This is a genomic window from Rothia sp. 27098_8_27, assembly GCF_041432805.1.
In the GTDB taxonomy this organism is placed as follows: Bacteria; Actinomycetota; Actinomycetes; order Actinomycetales; family Micrococcaceae; genus Rothia; species Rothia mucilaginosa.
The window spans coordinates 65,758-85,201 of the sequence record NZ_JAPWAJ010000001.1 but is presented as its reverse complement, the minus strand read 5'-3'; the positions used below and the strand labels follow the sequence as shown (position 1 = coordinate 85,201).

The following is a 19,444-nucleotide window of genomic DNA, read 5'->3' as shown; positions in this document are numbered from 1 at the left end:
AGGGGCGGGGATTTACCTCGCTTACAGGCTCATAAGATTTAGGGCTTAGTCCCATGACCCTACGCACTATTTAAGGATTTTTCATGGCAACTTTTCTTTCTCGACGCGCCGCACTAGCTGCTGCAACCGGTGCCGGCGCGGCTGCAGCGCTGACCGCCTGCGCTAGCGATATCCGTCCGCTGGCTGATAGCTCTTCTTCCCCTTCCGGTGAGGCTTCGGCCAGTGCCAGCGCTTCTGAGTCTGCAAGCGCATCCGCCTCGGCATCTGCGACTACTTCCGCTAAGAAGTCGTATAAGGGCACGGTGAAGCTCGACAAGTACGAAAAGAACGGCGAGTACGTTCCTGCCACGGCTGAGAAGAAAGCGCAGAACGTGCCGAAGCCTGTTGTTCCGGAGAAGATGAACGAGGCGACCGTTGAGGGCATGTACCAGTTCCTCTGCTACTGGGTGGCAAGCTTCAACTACATGTTCATGACCGGCGATTTCGAACCGCTCAAGAAGGCTGACCCTGAAGGCCGCTATGCGAACGATCACGCCAATGCTGTTCTTATCTACTCTTCCGGTAAGGGCTGGGTGTATGACACGGATGCGCCGGTTACCATTCAGCTGCTGACTGATGCTCCCAAAAAAGTTGAGGGCGGTCCCAACCGTTACGATTGGCTCGGACGCATTATCTATGATCCCAATGCAAAGGCTCACGTTGAGGGTCATGACCCTGTTCCTCTGGTTGATGGATCGACCAAGAGCGAGGCAACCAATTTTCCGTTTGATTATAAGGACGGCGCCTGGTTCTTACTCAGTGATGAAGAAGCTGATTCCCCCTCTTCAGAGGCGAGTAGCGCTAGTGCCTAACCCGCGTTCCTAGCCATTTATAGTGATGAGGGAAGCTCTCGAATGCAGTTGAGGCTGCGTGCGGGAGCTTCCCCTTTTTGTTTGCATGGCCTGCGTACGGTCGTGTTGAACTATTCCCCCAGATGAGCAGGTGCCGGCTTTGAACGTGCCAACAAACCTGCTCGGGTACGCTTAAAAGCACACGAACAAACTATTGAGGGGTTCTCATGCCTACCTTCGTTACCCGACGCACCGCCCTGGGTATCACCGCTGCCGCTGCGCTCGCCTCCTTGACTGCCTGCGCCAGCGATATCCGCCCGCTGGAGGACCCGAGCGTGGTTGACCCGATGCGCCCTTACAAGGGCGAGCTGAAGTTCAATAGCTACAAGTCCACCGGAACCTACCGCCCCGCAAGCACCACGAAGAAGGCGGAGAACCCGCCCATGCCCGTTCCTCCCGAGAACATAAAGTCGAAGACGATCTCCGGCATGTATGCGGCGCTGGGCTACTGGCTCGCAGCCCTGAACTATCTGACGGTTACCGGCGACGCTGCCCCGTTCAAGGACGTGGACCTAGACGGTATCTACGTACAGAAGATGAAGATATACGTAGACTTGTACGCGAAGGATGAGGGGTGGATGTACGGCACCGATACGCCGCTCTTGGCTGAGCTGATCGAAGAGACTCCACAGAAGGTTGACGATGAGCAGTACCGTTGGAAGGGTATTGGCCGTAACCATAAGGCCGCCGTTCTCCATTACGTACCGGAGGACAGGGATATTCACATTGCAGATACGAGCGGCAGCTCTGCTAATGATGAGGTCACTTTTGTGTTGAATTATCGGAACAATACGTGGATGGTCACCATTGAGACGAAAAGCTCTTCGACAGCTACCCCCGACTCCTCGGGCGGAAGCAATTCTGGCCTCAACGTTTAGGATGCAGTGACATAGACACCGACACCACGTACGCCTAACAAACAGCACTTTTCGTTAGCTAACGCAGTTTTTGCAGTATTTTCCCAGGTTTAATACCCAAAAAATCATAAACATATCCAAATACACTAAGGTACTCTGAAATAGATACACCGATAATCTATTGAAGGGTACCTTATGTCTACCTTCGTGACCCGACGCGCCGCCTTTGGCATCGCCGCCACCGCCGCGCTCGCCTCCTTGACCGCCTGCGCCAGCGATATTCGCCCGCTCAGCGACCCGAGCACGCCCGAGGAACAGCGCTCCTACAAGGGCGAGCTGAAGTTCAACGGCTACGAATCACGCGGCACCTACGTTCCCGCGACCAGCTCAAAGAAGGCGGAGAATCCACCCAAGCCTATTCCTCCTGCAAAGATGAGGGCCAAGACGACAGAGGGCATGTACGCCGCCATAGGCTTCTGGGTAGCATCTTTCAATTACCTGATACTCTCCGGTGATATTGAACCCTTCAAGGCTGTGGATATAAACCGAAACGATATCTACAAGGCAGAAGCCTTCTCCAAGCTTTATAAGAGCAACACTGGCTGGATGTACGGCGCAGATGCACCAGTCTCAGCGAACCTGACCGAGGACGCTCCAGAGCAGGTTAACGAGCACCAGTATCGTTGGAGGGCCACCAGCCGCTACCACAAGAAAACAACGATTCACTATACAGATGGCCGGGAACTACCCATGACCTCATTGGATGGCAATACTGGCGATTATGATTTCTTCTTTGCCTTGAAATATCAGGATGGTGCATGGACGGTCTGGAATGAACGAGTCAAACTAGCTCCGATCTCACCCACTTCAAGCGCGAGCAGCTCCGGCGCCTCCGTTTAGAACCCCAGTCATATCGTAGTCGTGCCAGAGCCTTAGGTCCCGTGTTTTTCGTCATCTACCGCCGCTTCTACGGCGTTGGAGGCGCACACAACATTGGGCTGACCGCTCCCCTGCGATATTCTGGAATTAGTTCATTTCCGGCACATACTTTATTCACCTCAGAAAGAGCCCCATGTCTACCATGTACACCCGCCGCACCGCCCTGACCGCACTGGGCCTGGGCACCGCCGCGCTTCTTGCCGCATGCTCCTCGAAGTCCTCCGAATCTTCGGCGACCGCGAGCGCATCCGCTACCGAGTCTTCGACCGCGAGCGCTACCGCATCCGTCTCCCCCACCGCGGAGGCAACCACCACCGTTGAGCCCGGCCCCAGCATGAAGGGTGAGGTCGTTCTTGCCGATTACTCCTCCACCGGCACTTTTGAGCCCGGCACCAAGGAGCACAAGGCTGTAAACGTTGCGATCCCGGTTGAGCCGGCGAAGCTGCGTGAGAACAGTGTTGAGGGTCTGCACGCGTTCATTGCGTACTGGCAGGCTACCCTGAACTACCTGCTGCTGACCGGTGACGGTGTACGCTTCACGAACATTGACCACACCGGCGACTACTCGACTGTGGCTGAGTTCTTCCAGAGCATGTACGCTTCGGAGAGCGGATGGGTGATTGGTTCGGAGCGTCCGATGGTTCTGTCGCTGACTGCTGACCGCCCGACCAAGGACACCCGCACTGGCTACTACACTTGGGCAACCGAGATGGTGATTGATGGTGCTGAGGGTGCTGGCGTGTACAGCAAGACTAATGATCGTGTGCAGCCGCTGACCGAGGTGTTCAAGTACCCGGGTAAGCCGGTGGCTGGCCAGATTGTGGCGCACTACCAGGACGGCACTTGGCGTATGGTGCGTCGTGCTCCGGGTACTGCTTCTGCTTCGCCGGTTCCGTCGCTGAGCCCGAGCGCTTCGGCTGAGGGTTCTGCGTCTGCGGAGGCTACCACTGCTTCTGCTGAGGCATCGGCACAGTAGATTCAGATCCCCTTTATACCGCTGAGAAGCCACATATGTTTCGAAAAGCCACCATAAACGTGGCTTTTCGAAACACATGTGGCTTTTCACCTTTATTCTTTGAGAGGCTCACGGCGGCACCTTGGAATCTAAAACCAGTTTCACCGGATAAACAAAGAAGCTCCCCAGTCTTTCGACTGGAGAGCTTCTTTCCTAGTGTGACCCCAACCGGTTTGTAACGGTGACGGAGGGGCATGATGCCGAGCGTGCGAGGAAATCCATCATGCCCCGGAGTGCCGCGACGTAAGGAGCGGCGCCGTGAGAGGCTCACGGCGGCACCGTAGAATCTAAAAGATCATCCGACAGATACAGACAGATATAAACAAAAAAGCCTTGATTCCGAAGAATCAAGGCTTTTTCCTAGTGTGACCCCAACCGGATTTGAACCGGTGTTGCCGCCGTGAGAGGGCGGAGTACTAGGCCGCTATACGATGGGGCCATGAGATTTATACCTCTTTTATCAGGTCTCCCTGACAACACATATAACTATACAGAGGTTCCCAGAAACAACCAAATCGAAAAGCAGTGAATTGAGTCACATATTTTACACTGAGTGCAAGGCCTAAAAACAGACTCCTCCCCCAGCTGTGCAGGCACTCTCCCGACAGCCGTCCGGCACCTCCGCAGAGCCCACCTCCGCACCCGTACCTGCCCCGTTCAAGCACCACGGCATCACGGCGTCACAGCATCAAGGGCACAAAAATGCGCCCCGCACAGTGTACGGGGCGCATCCGCTCAAACTAGAGCAAGAAACTATGCCTTACGGCGGCGAAGCACCATCACAGCGGCACCAGCAATCAGCGCAAACGCACCAACAGCAGCCAGACTCAGAACATTCTGAGCACCAGTCTTAGCCAGCGAGCCCTTGCTCTGAGGCGCAGACTTAGTCGCCGAAGCGCTCACCTGAGAATCCAAACCGGAGCCCTTAGACTGATCCTCAGACTTCACCGAAGAAGAGTTCTTCAGCGGCGCGGTCTTCGCGGTGGTTCCCAGCTGGTCGTTAGCCTCCTCAGCCTTCGACTGTTCGCCCTTAGGCTGCTCAGCTGCCGGCTTCTTTTCTGCTACAGCAGCAGATGCGGAAGGCGATGCCGAACCATTGGTCGGGAATGCCGGTTCGTCAGCTTCATCGCGGTTATCCGCATTGCCGGCATCCTTCGCATCGTTGACAATCAGCGAAACAGCCGAATCGTAATTGCGGTTGGTTGCCACGTCAGAACCAGCAGTGACCGTGCCGAGCATGTAGCCCTGGCTGTACTGCATGGTATTCGCGGGAACACGCAGGGTCGCGTCGAAGGAGTACTTGCCCGTGCGTGCATTGTAGACGAACGCGCTCGCCGGAACGACAGTGGAAACCTTCTGAATATTTGCCAGTTCGCTATCGGTCAGCTTGTCGTAACCCATCGACCATTCGCCCTCCTTGACGAGGAACAGGCGAATACCTTCTGCCGGGGGCTTCTCAAAGTCGTAGCCGGACACGTGGAAGGTGTAGGGGCGGGTAATGTCGACGGTGCCCTCAGCGAAGTTCAGGGTAGGATCAATCAGCACTGCGGTAGCCTGCTTCGGGTAGCCCTGGAAGGGAACCTTAGCGGGGTTGATGGTCGCAGTGGAGGTGAACTCACCCTCAGAAACCTCAGCGTGGAACTTCACGATAGAGTTCGGAACCAGCTTCTGCTGCGAGGAAGGAACAGCCTTGCCGTTACGATCCACAGTCGCCTTGGAGGTGTAGGTGTCGGTCATGGTGCCGTCACCGGTCTTCGAGTTCAGCACGTAGGGCACTGCCGCGGTGGTGTTCGCGATATCCTGCTTGTCCACTGCAACAACGGAGCCATCCTCGGTGACGGTCAGGTCGTTAGCCTTACCGCCGTTCATCTCAACCTCACCGATCACACGGTCGGTCTTAGCGTCAAAGATAGCGATCTTGCCGGTACCGAAATCGGTCACGTACACCAGGTCGCGGTCCTCGTCGTTCTCCATGGACAGCGCCTGAGTACCGAACTTGACGAACTTCTTGAACGCGCCGGTGGTCAGGTCGTAGACGGAGATACCGGAGTTCACGCCGTCAACACCCTGCGAGGAGACGTAAATTTCGTTCTCGGAGTGGTCAATGGTGACATCAGAGGGGCGAACCTCAACGGAGGAGTTCTCGCCGCGGGTCTGAATAACCTGCTCAGTCTTGAACGTGTGAGTGTTGATGACGAAGACCTTGCCGCCGGTGCGCTCGGGCACGTACAGCTTGTCGCCGTCAACGGTCATGTTCATGCCAATGTAGCGGGTACCGCCGTTGGGGGCGCCTTCCAGCTGCAGCTTGGTGACCTGGAAGGTCTTCATGTCGATTGCGGACACATAGTAGCGGCCGGTCACGAACACCTTGCCGGAGTTGTGGTCCACCAGCACGGAGCGGGGGTGCTCAATCCAGTTGGGGTCACTCTCGGCAATGCCGTGGTTAGTCCAAATCTGCTCCATGGTGTTCTGGTCGAACACAGAAAGGGAGTTGTCGGTGGTGTTAGTAACCCACACGGTACCGGACACGTCATCAACAGTGATGCCGTACGCGGAAATGTAGCCAAATTCGCCGTTCTTATCCAGCTCGAAGGGAAGCGCCGCCACTTCTTCAATCTGAAGAGTGTCTGCGTTGACACGAGCAATAGTGGAGGCGAGGTCGCCGCGGGCACCCACGCCGACCATCCAAATCTTGTTGGTCGCCTTGGAGTAAGCAACCTGGTACTGGCCGGGCAGACCCTGGGTAATCTGCGCGACGGACGCGGAGGCGTCAACAACGCGACTCAGCGATGCGGTGGAAGGAGCCGATGCGCTGGGGGAAGCAGTCTGATGTGCGGTATTCGGTGCTGCGAAGGAGGCGGGAATCATGGCTGCGCCGGAGATTGCGAGCGCGAGGGAGCCGACGGCGAGCCCCTTCAATGCTTTACCTGAGGAGGGAGTGAGGTTCAATGTGTGTCCTTCAAATGTGTAACGGAAGTGCTCACATGCCGCATGCGAATGCTAACGAGACACCCGTGAATATGCGGTGACATATTCGACGGCACGAAAAGCAGAAGTGTAGGTAACGCATAAATTTACTTACCTTCTAATCCTCAGTGTTTTCCTAGGAAAATACAAGCAGCGACGTGGGTGTGTTTTGTGTTTTTGTGAGTGATCCCCTAATTCACCTTCAGTATCACGTGAAGGTTGATGTGCATCCAGGGTTTTTCCTTGCTCTTACGGGAAAAAACCCTGGTCACTAGGGGTATTGTGATGCTTTTATATTTACACATTAATGTAAAAGTTTAGGTGAGGCGCGCCAGCGACATTCACCACGGGCCACACATTTTTTCAACATTCAAAACCTATATTTTTACAGGCAAGTGCACATATATAAATATGCTTTAAAAACCACCCACCCAGCATTAGCCCAAGCAAGCACATAAAAGGCGGGTACTCCCTCCCCCAGATTCGAAGAATCCGAAAGAGAAAATACCCGCCTTCTCACGCGTTACATCGAGCATTTACGCCCGAAAACTAAACGCTACGCTTATGCCTTGCGGCGGCGCATCACCAGAGCAGCACCCGCAATCAGAGCCACAGAAGCGAAAGCAACCAGCGGCATCACAGCGTTCGCACCGGTGTTCGCCAAAGCGCCACGCGAAGAGCCAGCCTGCGAGGAACCAGCGTCGCTCTTAGCTACCGAGGAGCCACCGCCCAAATTATCGGAGCCACCTGCAGAGGAGCCACCGTTCTTCACAGCCGAACCGGACTTATCAGCCTTCACAGCATCCGGAGCAGACTTGGAGTCCTGTGCACCGGTCTTAGCGTCAGACTTCGAATCAGACTGAGATGCCTGGTCCTTGGAGGTCTGATCCTTAGCCTCTGCGGTGTTCTCAGACTTAGCGTCAGACTTCTTATCCTCAGGCTTCGGGTCTGCAGGCTTCGGGTCTGCAGGCTTCGGATCTGCAGGCTTCGGCTCCTCAGCCTTCACACCGGTCACCGTCGGGTAACCCGCAAAGTCCAGCGAAGTCGGGGTGATACCCACCGGAGCTGCGCTCGCGTCGGTATCCTTCAAACCAACCTTGAACTTCAGAATCGAGTTAGCCTTCAGCTGCTGAACCGATGCGGGAACGTCGTTACCCTGGCGGTCCTTGGTGGGCAGGGTGGTGTACTCGCTGGCGGTGGTGATTTCGCCGGTGGTGCCGTTGAGCACGTAGGGCAGGGTCACCTTCTCGTCGCGGTCCTTCTTGTCGACAACCAGTACGGAGCCGTCCTTGAGCAGGGTCACGTCGTTCGCGGCTGCACCGTTCATCTCAACCTCGCCGATGACCTCGTCAGCGCGGCCGTCGAAGACAGCCACCTTGCCGGTACCGAAGTCGGTTACGTACACCAGGTCGCGGTCCTCATCGTGCTCCAGAGCGAGCGCCTGGGTGCCGAACTTGACGAACTTCTTGAACTCGCCGGTGGTCAGGTCGTACACGGAGATACCGGAGTTGACGCCCTTCACACCCTGAGAAGAAACGTAAATCTCATTCAGCGAGTGGTCCACAGCAACGTCGGAGGGGCGAACCTCAACGGTGGAATCCTCACCCTGAGTCTGGATGGTCTTCTCAACCTTGAAGGTCTTGGTGTCCACGACGAAGAGCTTGCCGCCGGTACGCTCGGGAACGTACAGCTTGCCGCCATCGAGGAACAGGTTCATGCTGATGTAGCGAGTACCGCCTTCGGGGGCACCCTCAAGCTGAATCTTCTCAACCTGCTTAGTCTTCAGGTCAATAGCAGAGACAAAGTAACGGCCGGTTACGAACGCCTTACCGGACTCGTGGTCAACCAAAACGGAGCGGGGGTGCTCAATCCAGTTCGGGTCGTCCTTCTTCACACCCTCGTTGCTCCAGATGAGCTTGAGGGTCTGCTGGTCGTACACTGCCACGGAGTTGTCGGTGGTGTTGGTAACCCAGACGGTGCCGTCCACGTCATCAACGGTCACGCCGTACGCGGAGGTGTAACCGTACTGGCCCTTGTCGTTCTTCTTCACGGGCAGCTCGGCGAAAGCCTCGGTCTGCAGGGTGTCTGCATCCACGCGTGCCAGGGAGGAAGCAAGGCCGCCGCGTGCACCTACGGTGGGTACGAACAGCTTGTGGTTCTTCTTGGAGTAGCCAACCTGGAACTGGCCGGGCAGACCCTGAATGATGTTTGCAACGCTACCGGATGCATCCACGGTGCGGTGTGCCTCGGTGGAGGGGGTGGTGGTGTCGGTTGCCTTGGTGGTCTTGGTGGCGGTTGCCGGGTAGCCCTGGAACTCGCGGGTTTCGGGGGTGACCTGCTTGACCTCGGAGTTGTCGCCCGCGGTTGCGGTGACCTTGAACTTCAGGATGGAGTTCGCCTGAATCTCGGAGGTCTTGGCGGGAACCTCGTTGCCCTGCTTGTCCTTAGAAGGCTTGCTGGTGACCTGGCTGGAGGTACTGACGGTACCGGTGGTACCGTCGAGGACGTAGGGCACGGTTGCGGTTGCGCCAGCCTGCTTGTCCACAGCGACCACGGAACCGTTGGGCAGCACAACCAGGTCGTTTGCCTTGCCGCCGTTCATGGCGACCTCGGCAATCAGCTTGTCCGCCGCGCCGCCGTCAATCACGCCGACCTTGCCGGTGCCGAAGTCAGAGACGTACACCAGGTCATTCGCCTCGTCATTGTCCAGGGCGAGTGCCTGGGTGCCGACCGGGATGAACTTCTTGAACTCGTGGGTGGTCGCATCGTAGATGGACACGCCGGAGTTCGCGCCCTTCACACCCTGGGAGGAGACGTAGATTTCGTTCTGGGAGTGGTCAATCGCGATGTCGGAGGGGCGAACCTCACCCTCAGCGTTGCCCTTGGTGTCGAAGCTGCTCTCTACCTTGAAGGTCTTGGTGTCGATGACGAAAATCTTGCCGCCGGTACGCTCCGGCACGTACAGCTTACCGCCGTCAACCAGGATGTTCATGCTGATGTAGCGGGTGCCGCCGTCGGGTGCGCCTTCGAGCTGGATCTTCTCAACCTGCTTGGTCTTCAGGTCGATAGCGGATACAAAGAAACGACCGGTCACGAACGCCTTACCGGACTCGTGGTCAACCAAAACGGAGCGGGGGTGCTCAATCCAGTTCGGGTCGGTCTCTGCGATACCCGCGGTGGTCCAGACCTGCTGCATCGTTGCCTGATCGTACACGGACACGGAGTTGTCGGTGGTGTTGGTAACCCAGACGGTACCGTCTACATCGTCAACGGTGATGCCGTAAGCTGCGTCGTACTGGTAGCCCTTGTCGTTCTTGACGATGGGCAGCTCGGCGACTGCCTCAATCTTCAGGGAGTTCGCGTCAATACGAGCGATAGTGGAAACGTGCTTGTCGCGGTCTGCAGTGCCCGCAACCCAAATCTTGTTGGTCTTCTTGGAGTATGCGACCTGGAACTGACCGGGCAGGCCCTGGGTGATCTTTGCCATCGCCTTGTCGGTGATGGTGCGAGCGTCAGTGCTCTGGCTTGCTACCGGGGTGGAGTCTGCCGCGAACGATGCGGGGATGGTGGCAACGCCGGAAATTGCCAGTGCCAGCGATCCAACGGCGAGGCCCTTGAATGCCTTGCTTGAAGCGAGGTTCATATGTATGTCCTTTTTCGTGGGTGGCGCGTGAAGGTGCGTCTCTCCCCCACCGATGGGTGGTGAGGCGCCGCGTTTTTCCTGCTCTTTGGTATGGGTTTCGTGGGCCCATGAGGAAGGAAACTAGTCTTCACACAGTATTAAGTAAGGCAACCTTTAACTTACCTTCTAGGTAATACTTACTTAGCGCACAGGATTTTGCAAGATTTTAGGCATATATAACGCAAAATTTCATATGCCAGGCACAGCCTGTCACTAAAACTCCCCGAGGTTCGGCAACACGGGACATAGCAAAACCCCCGCCTCCAGCAAAAGCCAGAAGACGGGGGGGGTTCCACACACCCCAACGCACGGTACCTGGGTAACACGGTGCCGGGGTGACTAAAAATTAGGAGACATACGAGAAGTCAGTGAACAGCAGGTTCTGCAGCTTGTAACGGCGAATGAAACGAGCCAACTCCGCGCGAGTAGTCGGCGCGGTCGGGTTGAACACACCCGAAGAATCCAGCACGATGTCGTTCGCGCCAGCCCACGCAACGTAACGGTGCAGAGTACCGGCACCGAGCACGTCGCGGAAACGAGAACCAGCAGCCTCGTTCATTTCAGTCAGCTGAACCTCCGCGTTGTACTGGAACAGCACAGCCGCCAGCTGCTCGTGAGAAACCGGTGCGGTCGGGTCAATCTTGTCGCCACCAGTGAGCGGCTCGGTGATCTTGCGGTCACGAGCCCAGTGCAGCGCGTTCGCGGTCGGGCGGCCTGCCGCATCCGCAAAGGGTGCAACATCCGAGTTTTCGCTCACGCCAGCGTGACCTGCAGCGTGGTTCAGCAGAGCAATAAGCTCCTCACGGGTCACAGGGCGGTCCGGCTCAAACGCCCCAGACTGCGGGTTCGGCATCAGCCACTTCTTCTGGTTCGCCATGCGGATATCCTCAGCGAACGGGTGGCTACCCGGAACATCCTCGAAAGAGGTCCTCAGGATCTTAGTCTCAGCCACGGGGATGCGCGCAGCAATCTGGTGGGTAATCTCCTGACCCCACGGGTCGGAGCAAATATCCAGCTGCAGGGCGTGATCAACACCCTCACCCTGCAGCAGCTCGATGGGGAACTGGTCGCTACCGCTGAAGCTGTCAGCATCACCGTCAAATTCGGGGGTGAGCGGCCAGGAGCGCAGAGTTTCGAAAGAGTCGTTACGAACGTAGCCGTGGCGTACGGTCAGGGTGGTGCCCTCGGTGAGGAATTCGCGCAGACCGTGTGCAGTGTAGCTGACGGTCATACCGGTTTCAGTGATGGTGGCACGCTGAATAACGAGGCGCGGGCCTTTAGTTTCCTCGGTTGCCGGGGCAAGGTTTGCGGGAGCTTCGTCAGCCTGAGCGGCCTGTGCCTGCAGGGTCAGTGCGCCTGCAGCGGCGGCAGCGGAAGCACCCTTTACGAAAAATCGTCGTGAGAGTCGATGGGTAAGCAAGGGCATGATTGTCCTATTCAGTTCTTGTTTGAGTTGAGTGAGTTACGGGTGGCAGGATGCGCGGACAGCGGCGTAAACGGTGAGTGAGGCCGATACGTTGGGTTCCCTCCCCTGTGTGCGTGAGTGAGACGCAGTGTACGGGGTGCGGATGTCTGTCGGGCGGATGCGCGGTGAGTGAGACCGGCACGAGTTCCCTGACCCAGTCATCTAGCGTACCTTAAGGTCTCCTTAAAGCGAAGACGAAACGGCGGTGATTTTACGCCCATTTTCGATGTTCAACGAAGTAGGGGCGATATCTGGCAAGGTTTGCCGGAAGTTGGTATGGGTTGGAAGGGCGAGGAGAGGGAGGCGTTGCGGAGCCACTGGGGTGCGGATTGAACGCAGCTAGGCTGATCTTTTTGGGTGCGCTACTTACCAGCCCTCCCCCATTTGGGGGGGGGCTGGTAAACAAGGCTTTCTAAAACATCCCCGCTGATGCGGGGAACACATGAACGCGCTCAAGCTGACGATGCAGTGGCAGGGCTCATCCCCGCTCGCGCGGGGAACCCGCTTCGTCCCTCAGTGCGTGTGAGGTGTCGGTGGGCTCATCCCCGCTCACGCGGGGAACACCCCTTCTTGCGAATGGCGATGTCCGGCCCCATGGGCTCATCCCCGCTCGCGCGGGGAACACATGCGCCGGTGCCCGGTAACCTTTGAGAGCTTCTAGCCGATTCTTCCTCCAATGGGGTGACTGTTTATTAGATGAGGCCGTTCTTAGCATCCCACTCGGTGCGCTTCTTGCTACGCATCGCCACGGTATGCCCTCTGCACAGTCTTCAAAGCCACCTCTGTGGCCTCCTCACGGGTAAGACCATCTTGAGAGTACTCGGCGGACTTCACGGCACTCAGGAAGCCGTCAGCGCCCCCGGTGATGGTGCAGACGATGAGCCCCGAGCCGTCGCCGGTAGCGTAGTCCTCGATGCGAACCACGTCCGGTACGCTAGAGCCTTCGCCTCGCATCTTCTGCGACAGGGATAGCCCTGCCCATGCCAGGATGTCCTCTTCACGCCAGAGTCGGCCCTCCTCGAGGCCCTTGCCGCGGTTGTAGGTCACTGCCGGTGCCGGGAAGTTCTGGGCACCGAGAGCGTGGTAAATGTTTGCGCGGGTGTAGCCCGTAGCGGCGGCAATAGCCGGGATGTCGTAGAGCTTGCCGTGCTGTCCCAGGTTCGGGGAGGTGGTCATGTGTTCAAAGTCCTTTCGTTAGCTACCGACTGGATGGATAGTCAGCTCGGCTCGGTAGAGGTCTTCAACCCCTTCAACGGGGGTGAGCCCTGTGATGGTGATTCGTTTGCGCGTCTCGTAGTAGGCCGAGTCGCGGTTGATGGAGCGGGAGCCCCAGGTAAGCGTGTCGGGCAGCTCCACCCCGGATCGGTGGTAGATGCGCAGTGCCCAGTCAGCGGCTTCTACTTCGTCCACGTTACCAGTTCGTTGCATATGTAACGCGCTGCACGTTTCTCACGGGTGTCCCCCCCCCCCAGCTAAGCTCATCCCCGCTCGCGCGGGGAACACTGGTAGAAGCAGACCCGGCAGCGCCCTCAGCAGGGCTCATCCCCGCTCGCGCGGGGAACACACCCCGCGTGTCGCGTCCAGAACGTCACGCTTGGGCTCATCCCCGCTCGCGCGGGGAACACGTGATACCAAAGGTACGGGTAGCCGACCACTTGGGCTCATCCCCGCTCGCGCGGGGAACACGAACTTCTTGAAGTCCGCGGGTAGCATGCCTAGGGCTCATCCCCGCTCGCGCGGGGAACATGAAGACCACTGACCCTAAGATGACGCTAAAAAATTTTAGGGACTTCCGCGTAATTGTAGGGAAGTGGCACTAAATGACCCTAAACCTCGCGCGTACGGAAAGTTTATTAGAGAAGTTAGCTCAGACCCCCCGGATCGTGGGCACAGAAGAGCCACCTATGAACTTGTCGCTCATGGGTGGCTCTCCATATCCCTAGTCGTCACCCCCTATACTGGTGACGCTGTTCAGTGTACCAAGAGCCCGGTACTTGCTCCAGTCGATGCGAGAGCTGATCGGAGCGTCCTTCCGAAGGATGTCCCCACCACCCATACCTCGGACCGTCTGCCTGGAGAGCTTGCGGAGCCTCTCTTGCTACGCTTCGCCACGGTATGCCCCCTGTGCAGCTTTCAAAGCCACCTCTGCAGCCTCTTCACGGGTCAGACCACCGAATGAGTACTCAACGGACTTTACGGCACTCAGGAAACCATCAGCATCTCCTGAGATGGTGCACACAATGAGACCTGAGTGCTTGCCTGTGGGGTAGTCTTCGATGCGGGGGATGCCGGAGAGCTTAGCGCCGTCTCCCTGCCTCTTCTGCCCCCTCGTCAGGTTCGCCCACGCAAGCAGGTCTTCCTCGTGCCAGAGTCGTCCTAGCTCGTGGCCCTTGGTCCGGTTGTACACCACAGCCGGGGCGGGGAACCTGTCGTTGGAGTACGCATGGTGTAGGTTGGCACGGTTGAATCCGGTAAGAACTGCGGCAGCATTCATATCGTAGAGCTTGCCGTGGGGTCCGGGGTTAGCAGCGCGGAGCATAAGTTGTTGGGTTCCTTTCTTAGTCTTCCACCGTCAGAGTCACGGTATAGAGGTCGTTTACGCCCTCGACCGGCTCTGGTGCGGAGAGCTTGAGTTTGTTGAGTGTATCGGTGAACGCTTAGTTGCAGATGACGGAGTGGGAGCCCCACTCCAGACCGTCGGGGAGCTAGACACCTACTGCTTGGAGCAGGCGGAACTCCTTTCACCTACGGGCGGCTTCCTCTTCGTCCGGCAGGCTGCATGCCGAGGATGCCCAGGCGTAGGCGCTGACGATGCCGGTCAGTAGTGAGTGGCTGAACGTGGCGGCGAAGCTGTTGAGGATGATGTCGTTGGCGACGGGGCGGACGGCGTTGGCAGACCCGGCTCATCCCCGCTCGCGCGGGGAACACTTTGGCCGCCGTGCTGCTGACCGGCACGAGTTCGGCTCATCCCCACTTGCGTGGGGAACGCCGCCCTGCATGTTTCCGGGACATTGCCGAAAGCGGCTCATCCCCGCTCGCGCGGGGAACACGGCATCGCTACTCGGTCACGGTGTTGGTTGCCATGCACTGGAACCCTGCCGCCTTGAGTACTTCCAGCCGAATCTGCCGCCGCTGAGGTGACTGCCGGTAGGTGAGACCACTTTTGGGACCCTACCCGGTACGTTTCTTGCTACGCTTCGCCACGGCATGCCTCCTGTGCGGCCTTCAAAGCCACCTCTACAGCCTCTTCACGAGTCAGACCACCAAATGAGTACTCAACGGACTTTACAGCACTCAGGAAACCATCAGCATCTCCTGAGATGGTGCACACGATGAGACCGGAGTGCCTGCCAGTGGGGTAGTCTTTGATGCGGGGGATGCCGGAGAGCCTTGCGCCCGCACCCTGCCCCTTCTGAACCATTGAGAGGTTTGCCCACGCAAGCAGGTCTTCCTCGTGCCAGAGTCGTCCTAACTCGTGGCCCTTGGTCCGGTTGTACACCACAGCCGGGGCGGGAAACTTGCCCTTACTGATCGTTAGGTGCACGTTAGCGCGGGTGTAGCCGGTGAGGGCAGCGGCGGCCGTCATGTCGTAGAGCTTGCCGTGAGGTCCGCGGTTCGGGCTGAGGAGCATAAGTCGTGTGGTCCTTTCGTTAGTCTTCCACCGTCAGAGTCGCGGTGTAGAGGTCGTTTACGCCCTCTATCGGCTCCGGGGCGGAGAGCTTGAGCTTGTTGAGTGTATCGGTGAACGCTTGGTTGCGGATGACGGAGCGGACGGCGTTGGCGAACCCGGCTCATCCCCGCTCACGCGGGGAACACTTTGAGCTTGTTCACCCTCACCTTAACACGTCCGGCTCATCCCCGCTCGCGCGGGGAACACTTCCAGAGTCCGCTCTTGGAACTCAGGCAGTCGGGCTCATCCCCGCTCGCGCGGGGAACACCCCCCGTATGTGTGTTCTATTGGGGGTTGGGGTGGGCTCATCCCCGCTCGCGCGGGGAACACCCCCCGTATGTGTGTTCTATTGGGGGTTGGGGTGGGCTCATCCCCGCTCGCGCGGGGAACACAGACCACCGTGGCCCTTGCGGGCTGCCGCCGGGGGCTCATCCCCGCTCGCGCGGGGAACACCTGTGGGATAGGCTAACCGTGGATTCTAAGCTGGGCTCATCCCCGCTCGCGCGGGGAACACATTAGTAACATCGGTCATATCATTGTGGACGCGGGCTCATCCCCGCTCGCGCGGGGAACACCGAATCTTGAGGTTGCCGAGGTTGCCTGCGGAGGGCTCATCCCCGCTCGCGCGGGGAACACACCCAGAGGAGGACATCGACCATGACTGAGTTTGGGCTCATCCCCGCTCGCGCGGGGAACACCAACTGACCCCAAGCGCCACCGCCGAAGTCGTGGGCTCATCCCCGCTCGCGCGGGGAACACTCGCCGCCCACTTGAGGTAATTCTCAACGTTGGGGCTCATCCCCGCTCGCGCGGGGAACACTGGGTGTTTCATGGGGTTTCCTGTCGTTGTTTGGGCTCATCCCCGCTCGCGCGGGGAACACAGCGCCGCCGATCTGATTAAAAACACTGACCGGGGCTCATCCCCGCTCGCGCGGGGAACACTTTTTGCCCCCGCGCCGGTTATCGGTTATGTCCGGCTCATCCCCGCTCGCGCGGGGAACACTTGCCGCTTACCCGGCGGCGACTAACGCACAGGGGCTCATCCCCGCTCGCGCGGGGAACACCTGAGGCGGCGGTGCATAGCGCGCGTGCTAGTGGGCTCATCCCCGCTCGCGCGGGGAACACTTTTAGCCTCTACGATGCGAGAATCATAAGGCGGGCTCATCCCCGCTCGCGCGGGGAACACTTAGATGCAGTCTGGAATAGTGGCGCTACGGTGGGCTCATCCCCGCTCGCGCGGGGAACACGGTAACCTGTTGGAACCGGCGGTAGCGGATTGGGGCTCATCCCCGCTCGCGCGGGGAACACTGGGAAATGCTTCTAGCGGATATTCCCCCTAAGGGCTCATCCCCGCTCGCGCGGGGAACACCTGCGCAATTTCACGGCGCAACCGCTCGATACGGGCTCATCCCCGCTCGCGCGGGGAACACTCTCCTTCTTGTGTCGGTTCAGTTTGCGTGCTGGGCTCATCCCCGCTCGCGCGGGGAACACACCGCCTGCCAGCTGTGCCTGAATGTCGAGCAGGGCTCATCCCCGCTCGCGCGGGGAACACCCAAAGGAACGGGTGGTTTTTCTGGGTGTGTGGGGCTCATCCCCGCTCGCGCGGGGAACACCGGGAGCCGGTACAAGGCTCTGGGATACGGGGGGGGCTCATCCCCGCTCGCGCGGGGAACACTGGAGGGTGTAGCCCTTGGTGGCGATTTCTTCGGGCTCATCCCCGCTCGCGCGGGGAACACCGGCATTAAGGCTGTCCAGGATGCGCGCCTGGGGGCTCATCCCCGCTCGCGCGGGGAACACCACTCTGAACCCTGTGCGGATACTGTGAGAGCGGGCTCATCCCCGCTCGCGCGGGGAACACTGGGTCCGCACTAACGGCGACATCTCCGTGCTGGGCTCATCCCCGCTCGCGCGGGGAACACCGCCTGGCTTTCTTTTGCAAATTTAGACTTCTGGGCTCATCCCCGCTCGCGCGGGGAACACTCGATGCTGTAGCTGCCTGCCTCGTGGTCCTCGGGCTCATCCCCGCTCGCGCGGGGAACACCTGACAGCACGGTGAGCCGCGCCGGTAGGGACGGGCTCATCCCCGCTCGCGCGGGGAACACTTGCTTACCGTGACCCGAAGTACACGGGGGGCGGGCTCATCCCCGCTCGCGCGGGGAACACGCCTTCGTTGCTCTTGAAGTCCCACAGCACCAGGGCTCATCCCCGCTCGCGCGGGGAACACTTGCGACCGACTTAGCAGCGGCAAGGACGATTGGGCTCATCCCCGCTCGCGCGGGGAACACTTGGTCACCAGGTCGGTGGTCTTTGCCTGGGTGGGCTCATCCCCGCTCGCGCGGGGAACACTCGTCAAGGGTGAGTACGTTAAGAACCCTGACGGGCTCATCCCCGCTCGCGCGGGGAACACCTCAACATAGGTACGGGGGAAACGCACGTTTCGGGCTCATCCCCGCTCGCGCGGGGAACACACCATCCATGAGCCCGGCGGGCACGGATCAACGGGCTCATCCCCGCTCGCGCGGGGAACACTTCAAGGGACACCCGGTTGCGGACATCCTCTCGGGCTCATCCCCGCTCGCGCGGGGAACACGAAGCACCAGGACAAGATGGGGCAATATGTCAGGGCTCATCCCCGCTCGCGCGGGGAACACCTTTGCGGCATACTCCACCAATTCCTTCTGCTGGGCTCATCCCCGCTCGCGCGGGGAACACCTGACCCGCTTCCGCGTCGGAATCAGCGACAAGGGCTCATCCCCGCTCGCGCGGGGAACACAACCGTCATTACGACTGGATTACTTTGTTTGCGGGCTCATCCCCGCTCGCGCGGGGAACACTTGCCGTTCATATGGGAGCCAAGGAACAAGGCGGGCTCATCCCCGCTCGCGCGGGGAACACACGAATGATGCTTTCGGTAGCGTCACAGTACCGGGCTCATCCCCGCTCGCGCGGGGAACACCCGGTACCGCTAAGCCTTTCCATATGCGCCCCGGGCTCATCCCCGCTCGCGCGGGGAACACGTAGGTTCAACCGGGGCGATGTCGCCCGCCTCGGGCTCATCCCCGCTCGCGCGGGGAACACTCGAACTTTCATAACCCCTATCGAAAGGACTTAGGCTCATCCCCGCTCGCGCGGGGAACACCGCTTCTTGCACTCACGGACTTCTACGCCCGGGGGCTCATCCCCGCTCGCGCGGGGAACACAACCGTTTCCGTGTCCTCGCTGAGGAACGCCTGGGCTCATCCCCGCTCGCGCGGGGAACACGAGCAAATGCAGGGCAACAACGAAACCGTCGAGGGCTCATCCCCGCTCGCGCGGGGAACACCGTGCCGGCGGCCAGCGTGAGCAGATTTTCGCGGGCTCATCCCCGCTCGCGCGGGGAACACGCATGGTTGCTTGCGTTTGTGTCCAGATCAAGGGGCTCATCCCCGCTCGCGCGGGGAACACTTGTACTCGGTAATTACCTTGTCGATGGTGTTGGGCTCATCCCCGCTCGCGCGGGGAACACCGGGGTAACCGGCGCGGCCACCGCCGGGGTGGGGGCTCATCCCCGCTCGCGCGGGGAACACTTCTGGAACGCGGTTTTAATCGTTTCCCAGAGGGGCTCATCCCCGCTCGCGCGGGGAACACGATAAGAGCTAACCGGGGCTATTCACCGGCGGGGGCTCATCCCCGCTCGCGCGGGGAACACTCGTTGAAAGCGCTTTCGCAGCTTCCACCGGCGGGCTCATCCCCGCTCGCGCGGGGAACACGCCAGGATCATGCCGATGAGGACGGCGGCGACGGGCTCATCCCCGCTCGCGCGGGGAACACCGTGCCGGCGGCCAGCGTGAGCAGATTTTCGCGGGCTCATCCCCGCTCGCGCGGGGAACACTTTGACCTACGGCATCATGGGTGCCGCGTACGGGGCTCATCCCCGCTCGCGCGGGGAACACTAATTAAGCCATAAAACATAACAATGT

At 59.4% G+C, this 19,444-nt stretch carries 11 protein-coding genes, 1 tRNA gene and 2 CRISPR repeat arrays (1 of these 14 cut by a window edge); of the genes, 4 read left to right on the top strand and 8 right to left on the bottom strand.

Annotation, left to right across the window (positions count from 1 at the left end):
- The first annotated feature begins 83 nt into the window (after positions 1-83).
- The 4 genes from O3675_RS00320 (at position 84) to O3675_RS00305 (ending at position 3,662) form a co-directional block, all read left to right on the top strand.
- Complete coding sequence (locus O3675_RS00320) at positions 84-851, top strand: DUF6318 family protein (protein WP_313987872.1); 768 nt, start codon at positions 84-86, stop codon at positions 849-851.
- Positions 852-1,057: 206 nt separating this feature from the next.
- Positions 1,058-1,768, top strand: coding sequence for a DUF6318 family protein (locus tag O3675_RS00315; RefSeq protein ID WP_371570185.1), 711 nt, complete (start codon positions 1,058-1,060; stop codon positions 1,766-1,768).
- Between the two features lie 174 nt (positions 1,769-1,942).
- Positions 1,943-2,647 (top strand): DUF6318 family protein, encoded by a 705-nt coding sequence (locus O3675_RS00310; protein ID WP_371570184.1) that lies wholly within the window; start codon positions 1,943-1,945, stop codon positions 2,645-2,647.
- Between the two features lie 172 nt (positions 2,648-2,819).
- Complete coding sequence (locus tag O3675_RS00305; RefSeq protein WP_371570182.1) at positions 2,820-3,662, top strand: DUF6318 family protein; 843 nt, start codon at positions 2,820-2,822, stop codon at positions 3,660-3,662.
- Positions 3,663-4,067: 405 nt separating this feature from the next.
- On the opposite strand, the gene O3675_RS00300 is transcribed toward O3675_RS00305, so the two are convergent.
- From O3675_RS00300 to O3675_RS00265, 8 genes are all read right to left on the bottom strand, one after another.
- Positions 4,068-4,140: transfer RNA gene (locus O3675_RS00300), tRNA-Glu, on the bottom strand.
- 314 nt (positions 4,141-4,454) lie between these two features.
- The gene (locus O3675_RS00295; RefSeq protein ID WP_371570181.1) at positions 4,455-6,650 is read right to left on the bottom strand and encodes an LPXTG cell wall anchor domain-containing protein; all 2,196 of its coding nucleotides are present in this window, start codon (positions 6,648-6,650) and stop codon (positions 4,455-4,457) included.
- Between the two features lie 580 nt (positions 6,651-7,230).
- Positions 7,231-10,311 carry a peptidase gene (locus O3675_RS00290; protein ID WP_371570179.1) on the bottom strand — a complete coding sequence of 1,027 codons (3,081 nt, stop codon included), beginning with the start codon at positions 10,309-10,311 and terminating at the stop codon, positions 7,231-7,233.
- 385 nt (positions 10,312-10,696) lie between these two features.
- A complete protein-coding gene (locus O3675_RS00285; protein WP_371570177.1) occupies positions 10,697-11,776 on the bottom strand; it encodes an S-layer homology domain-containing protein in 1,080 nt (359 codons plus the stop codon).
- Positions 11,777-12,550: 774 nt separating this feature from the next.
- Positions 12,551-12,991: a helix-turn-helix transcriptional regulator gene (locus O3675_RS00280; RefSeq protein ID WP_371570174.1), complete on the bottom strand. Its 441-nt coding sequence runs from the start codon at positions 12,989-12,991 to the stop codon at positions 12,551-12,553.
- An 18-nt stretch (positions 12,992-13,009) separates the two neighbouring features.
- The gene (locus O3675_RS00275; protein WP_371570171.1) at positions 13,010-13,243 is read right to left on the bottom strand and encodes a hypothetical protein; all 234 of its coding nucleotides are present in this window, start codon (positions 13,241-13,243) and stop codon (positions 13,010-13,012) included.
- A gap of 46 nt (positions 13,244-13,289) precedes the next feature.
- A CRISPR array of direct repeats spans positions 13,290-13,562; the repeat unit is 29 nt; unit sequence GGGCTCATCCCCGCTCGCGCGGGGAACAC.
- A gap of 351 nt (positions 13,563-13,913) precedes the next feature.
- Positions 13,914-14,354, bottom strand: coding sequence for a hypothetical protein (locus tag O3675_RS00270; RefSeq protein WP_371570170.1), 441 nt, complete (start codon positions 14,352-14,354; stop codon positions 13,914-13,916).
- Positions 14,355-15,005: 651 nt separating this feature from the next.
- On the bottom strand, positions 15,006-15,446 hold the full coding sequence (locus O3675_RS00265) for a helix-turn-helix transcriptional regulator (RefSeq protein WP_371570167.1): 441 nt from the start codon (positions 15,444-15,446) through the stop codon (positions 15,006-15,008).
- A gap of 156 nt (positions 15,447-15,602) precedes the next feature.
- A CRISPR array of direct repeats spans positions 15,603-19,444; the repeat unit is 29 nt; unit sequence GGGCTCATCCCCGCTCGCGCGGGGAACAC (it continues 1,437 nt past the right edge of the window).

Excerpts from the sequence above, each read along its gene's own strand:
- O3675_RS00270 (WP_371570170.1), bottom strand. The coding sequence starts at position 14,354 with ATGCTCCGCGCTGCTAACCCCGGACCCCACGGCAAGCTCTACGATATG.
- O3675_RS00280 (WP_371570174.1), bottom strand. The coding sequence starts at position 12,991 with ATGACCACCTCCCCGAACCTGGGACAGCACGGCAAGCTCTACGACATC.
- O3675_RS00310 (WP_371570184.1), top strand. The coding sequence starts at position 1,943 with ATGTCTACCTTCGTGACCCGACGCGCCGCCTTTGGCATCGCCGCCACC.
- O3675_RS00290 (WP_371570179.1), bottom strand. The coding sequence starts at position 10,311 with ATGAACCTCGCTTCAAGCAAGGCATTCAAGGGCCTCGCCGTTGGATCG.
- O3675_RS00315 (WP_371570185.1), top strand. The coding sequence starts at position 1,058 with ATGCCTACCTTCGTTACCCGACGCACCGCCCTGGGTATCACCGCTGCC.
- O3675_RS00285 (WP_371570177.1), bottom strand. The coding sequence starts at position 11,776 with ATGCCCTTGCTTACCCATCGACTCTCACGACGATTTTTCGTAAAGGGT.
- O3675_RS00305 (WP_371570182.1), top strand. The coding sequence starts at position 2,820 with ATGTCTACCATGTACACCCGCCGCACCGCCCTGACCGCACTGGGCCTG.
- O3675_RS00265 (WP_371570167.1), bottom strand. The coding sequence starts at position 15,446 with ATGCTCCTCAGCCCGAACCGCGGACCTCACGGCAAGCTCTACGACATG.
- O3675_RS00275 (WP_371570171.1), bottom strand. The coding sequence starts at position 13,243 with ATGCAACGAACTGGTAACGTGGACGAAGTAGAAGCCGCTGACTGGGCA.
- O3675_RS00320 (WP_313987872.1), top strand. The coding sequence starts at position 84 with ATGGCAACTTTTCTTTCTCGACGCGCCGCACTAGCTGCTGCAACCGGT.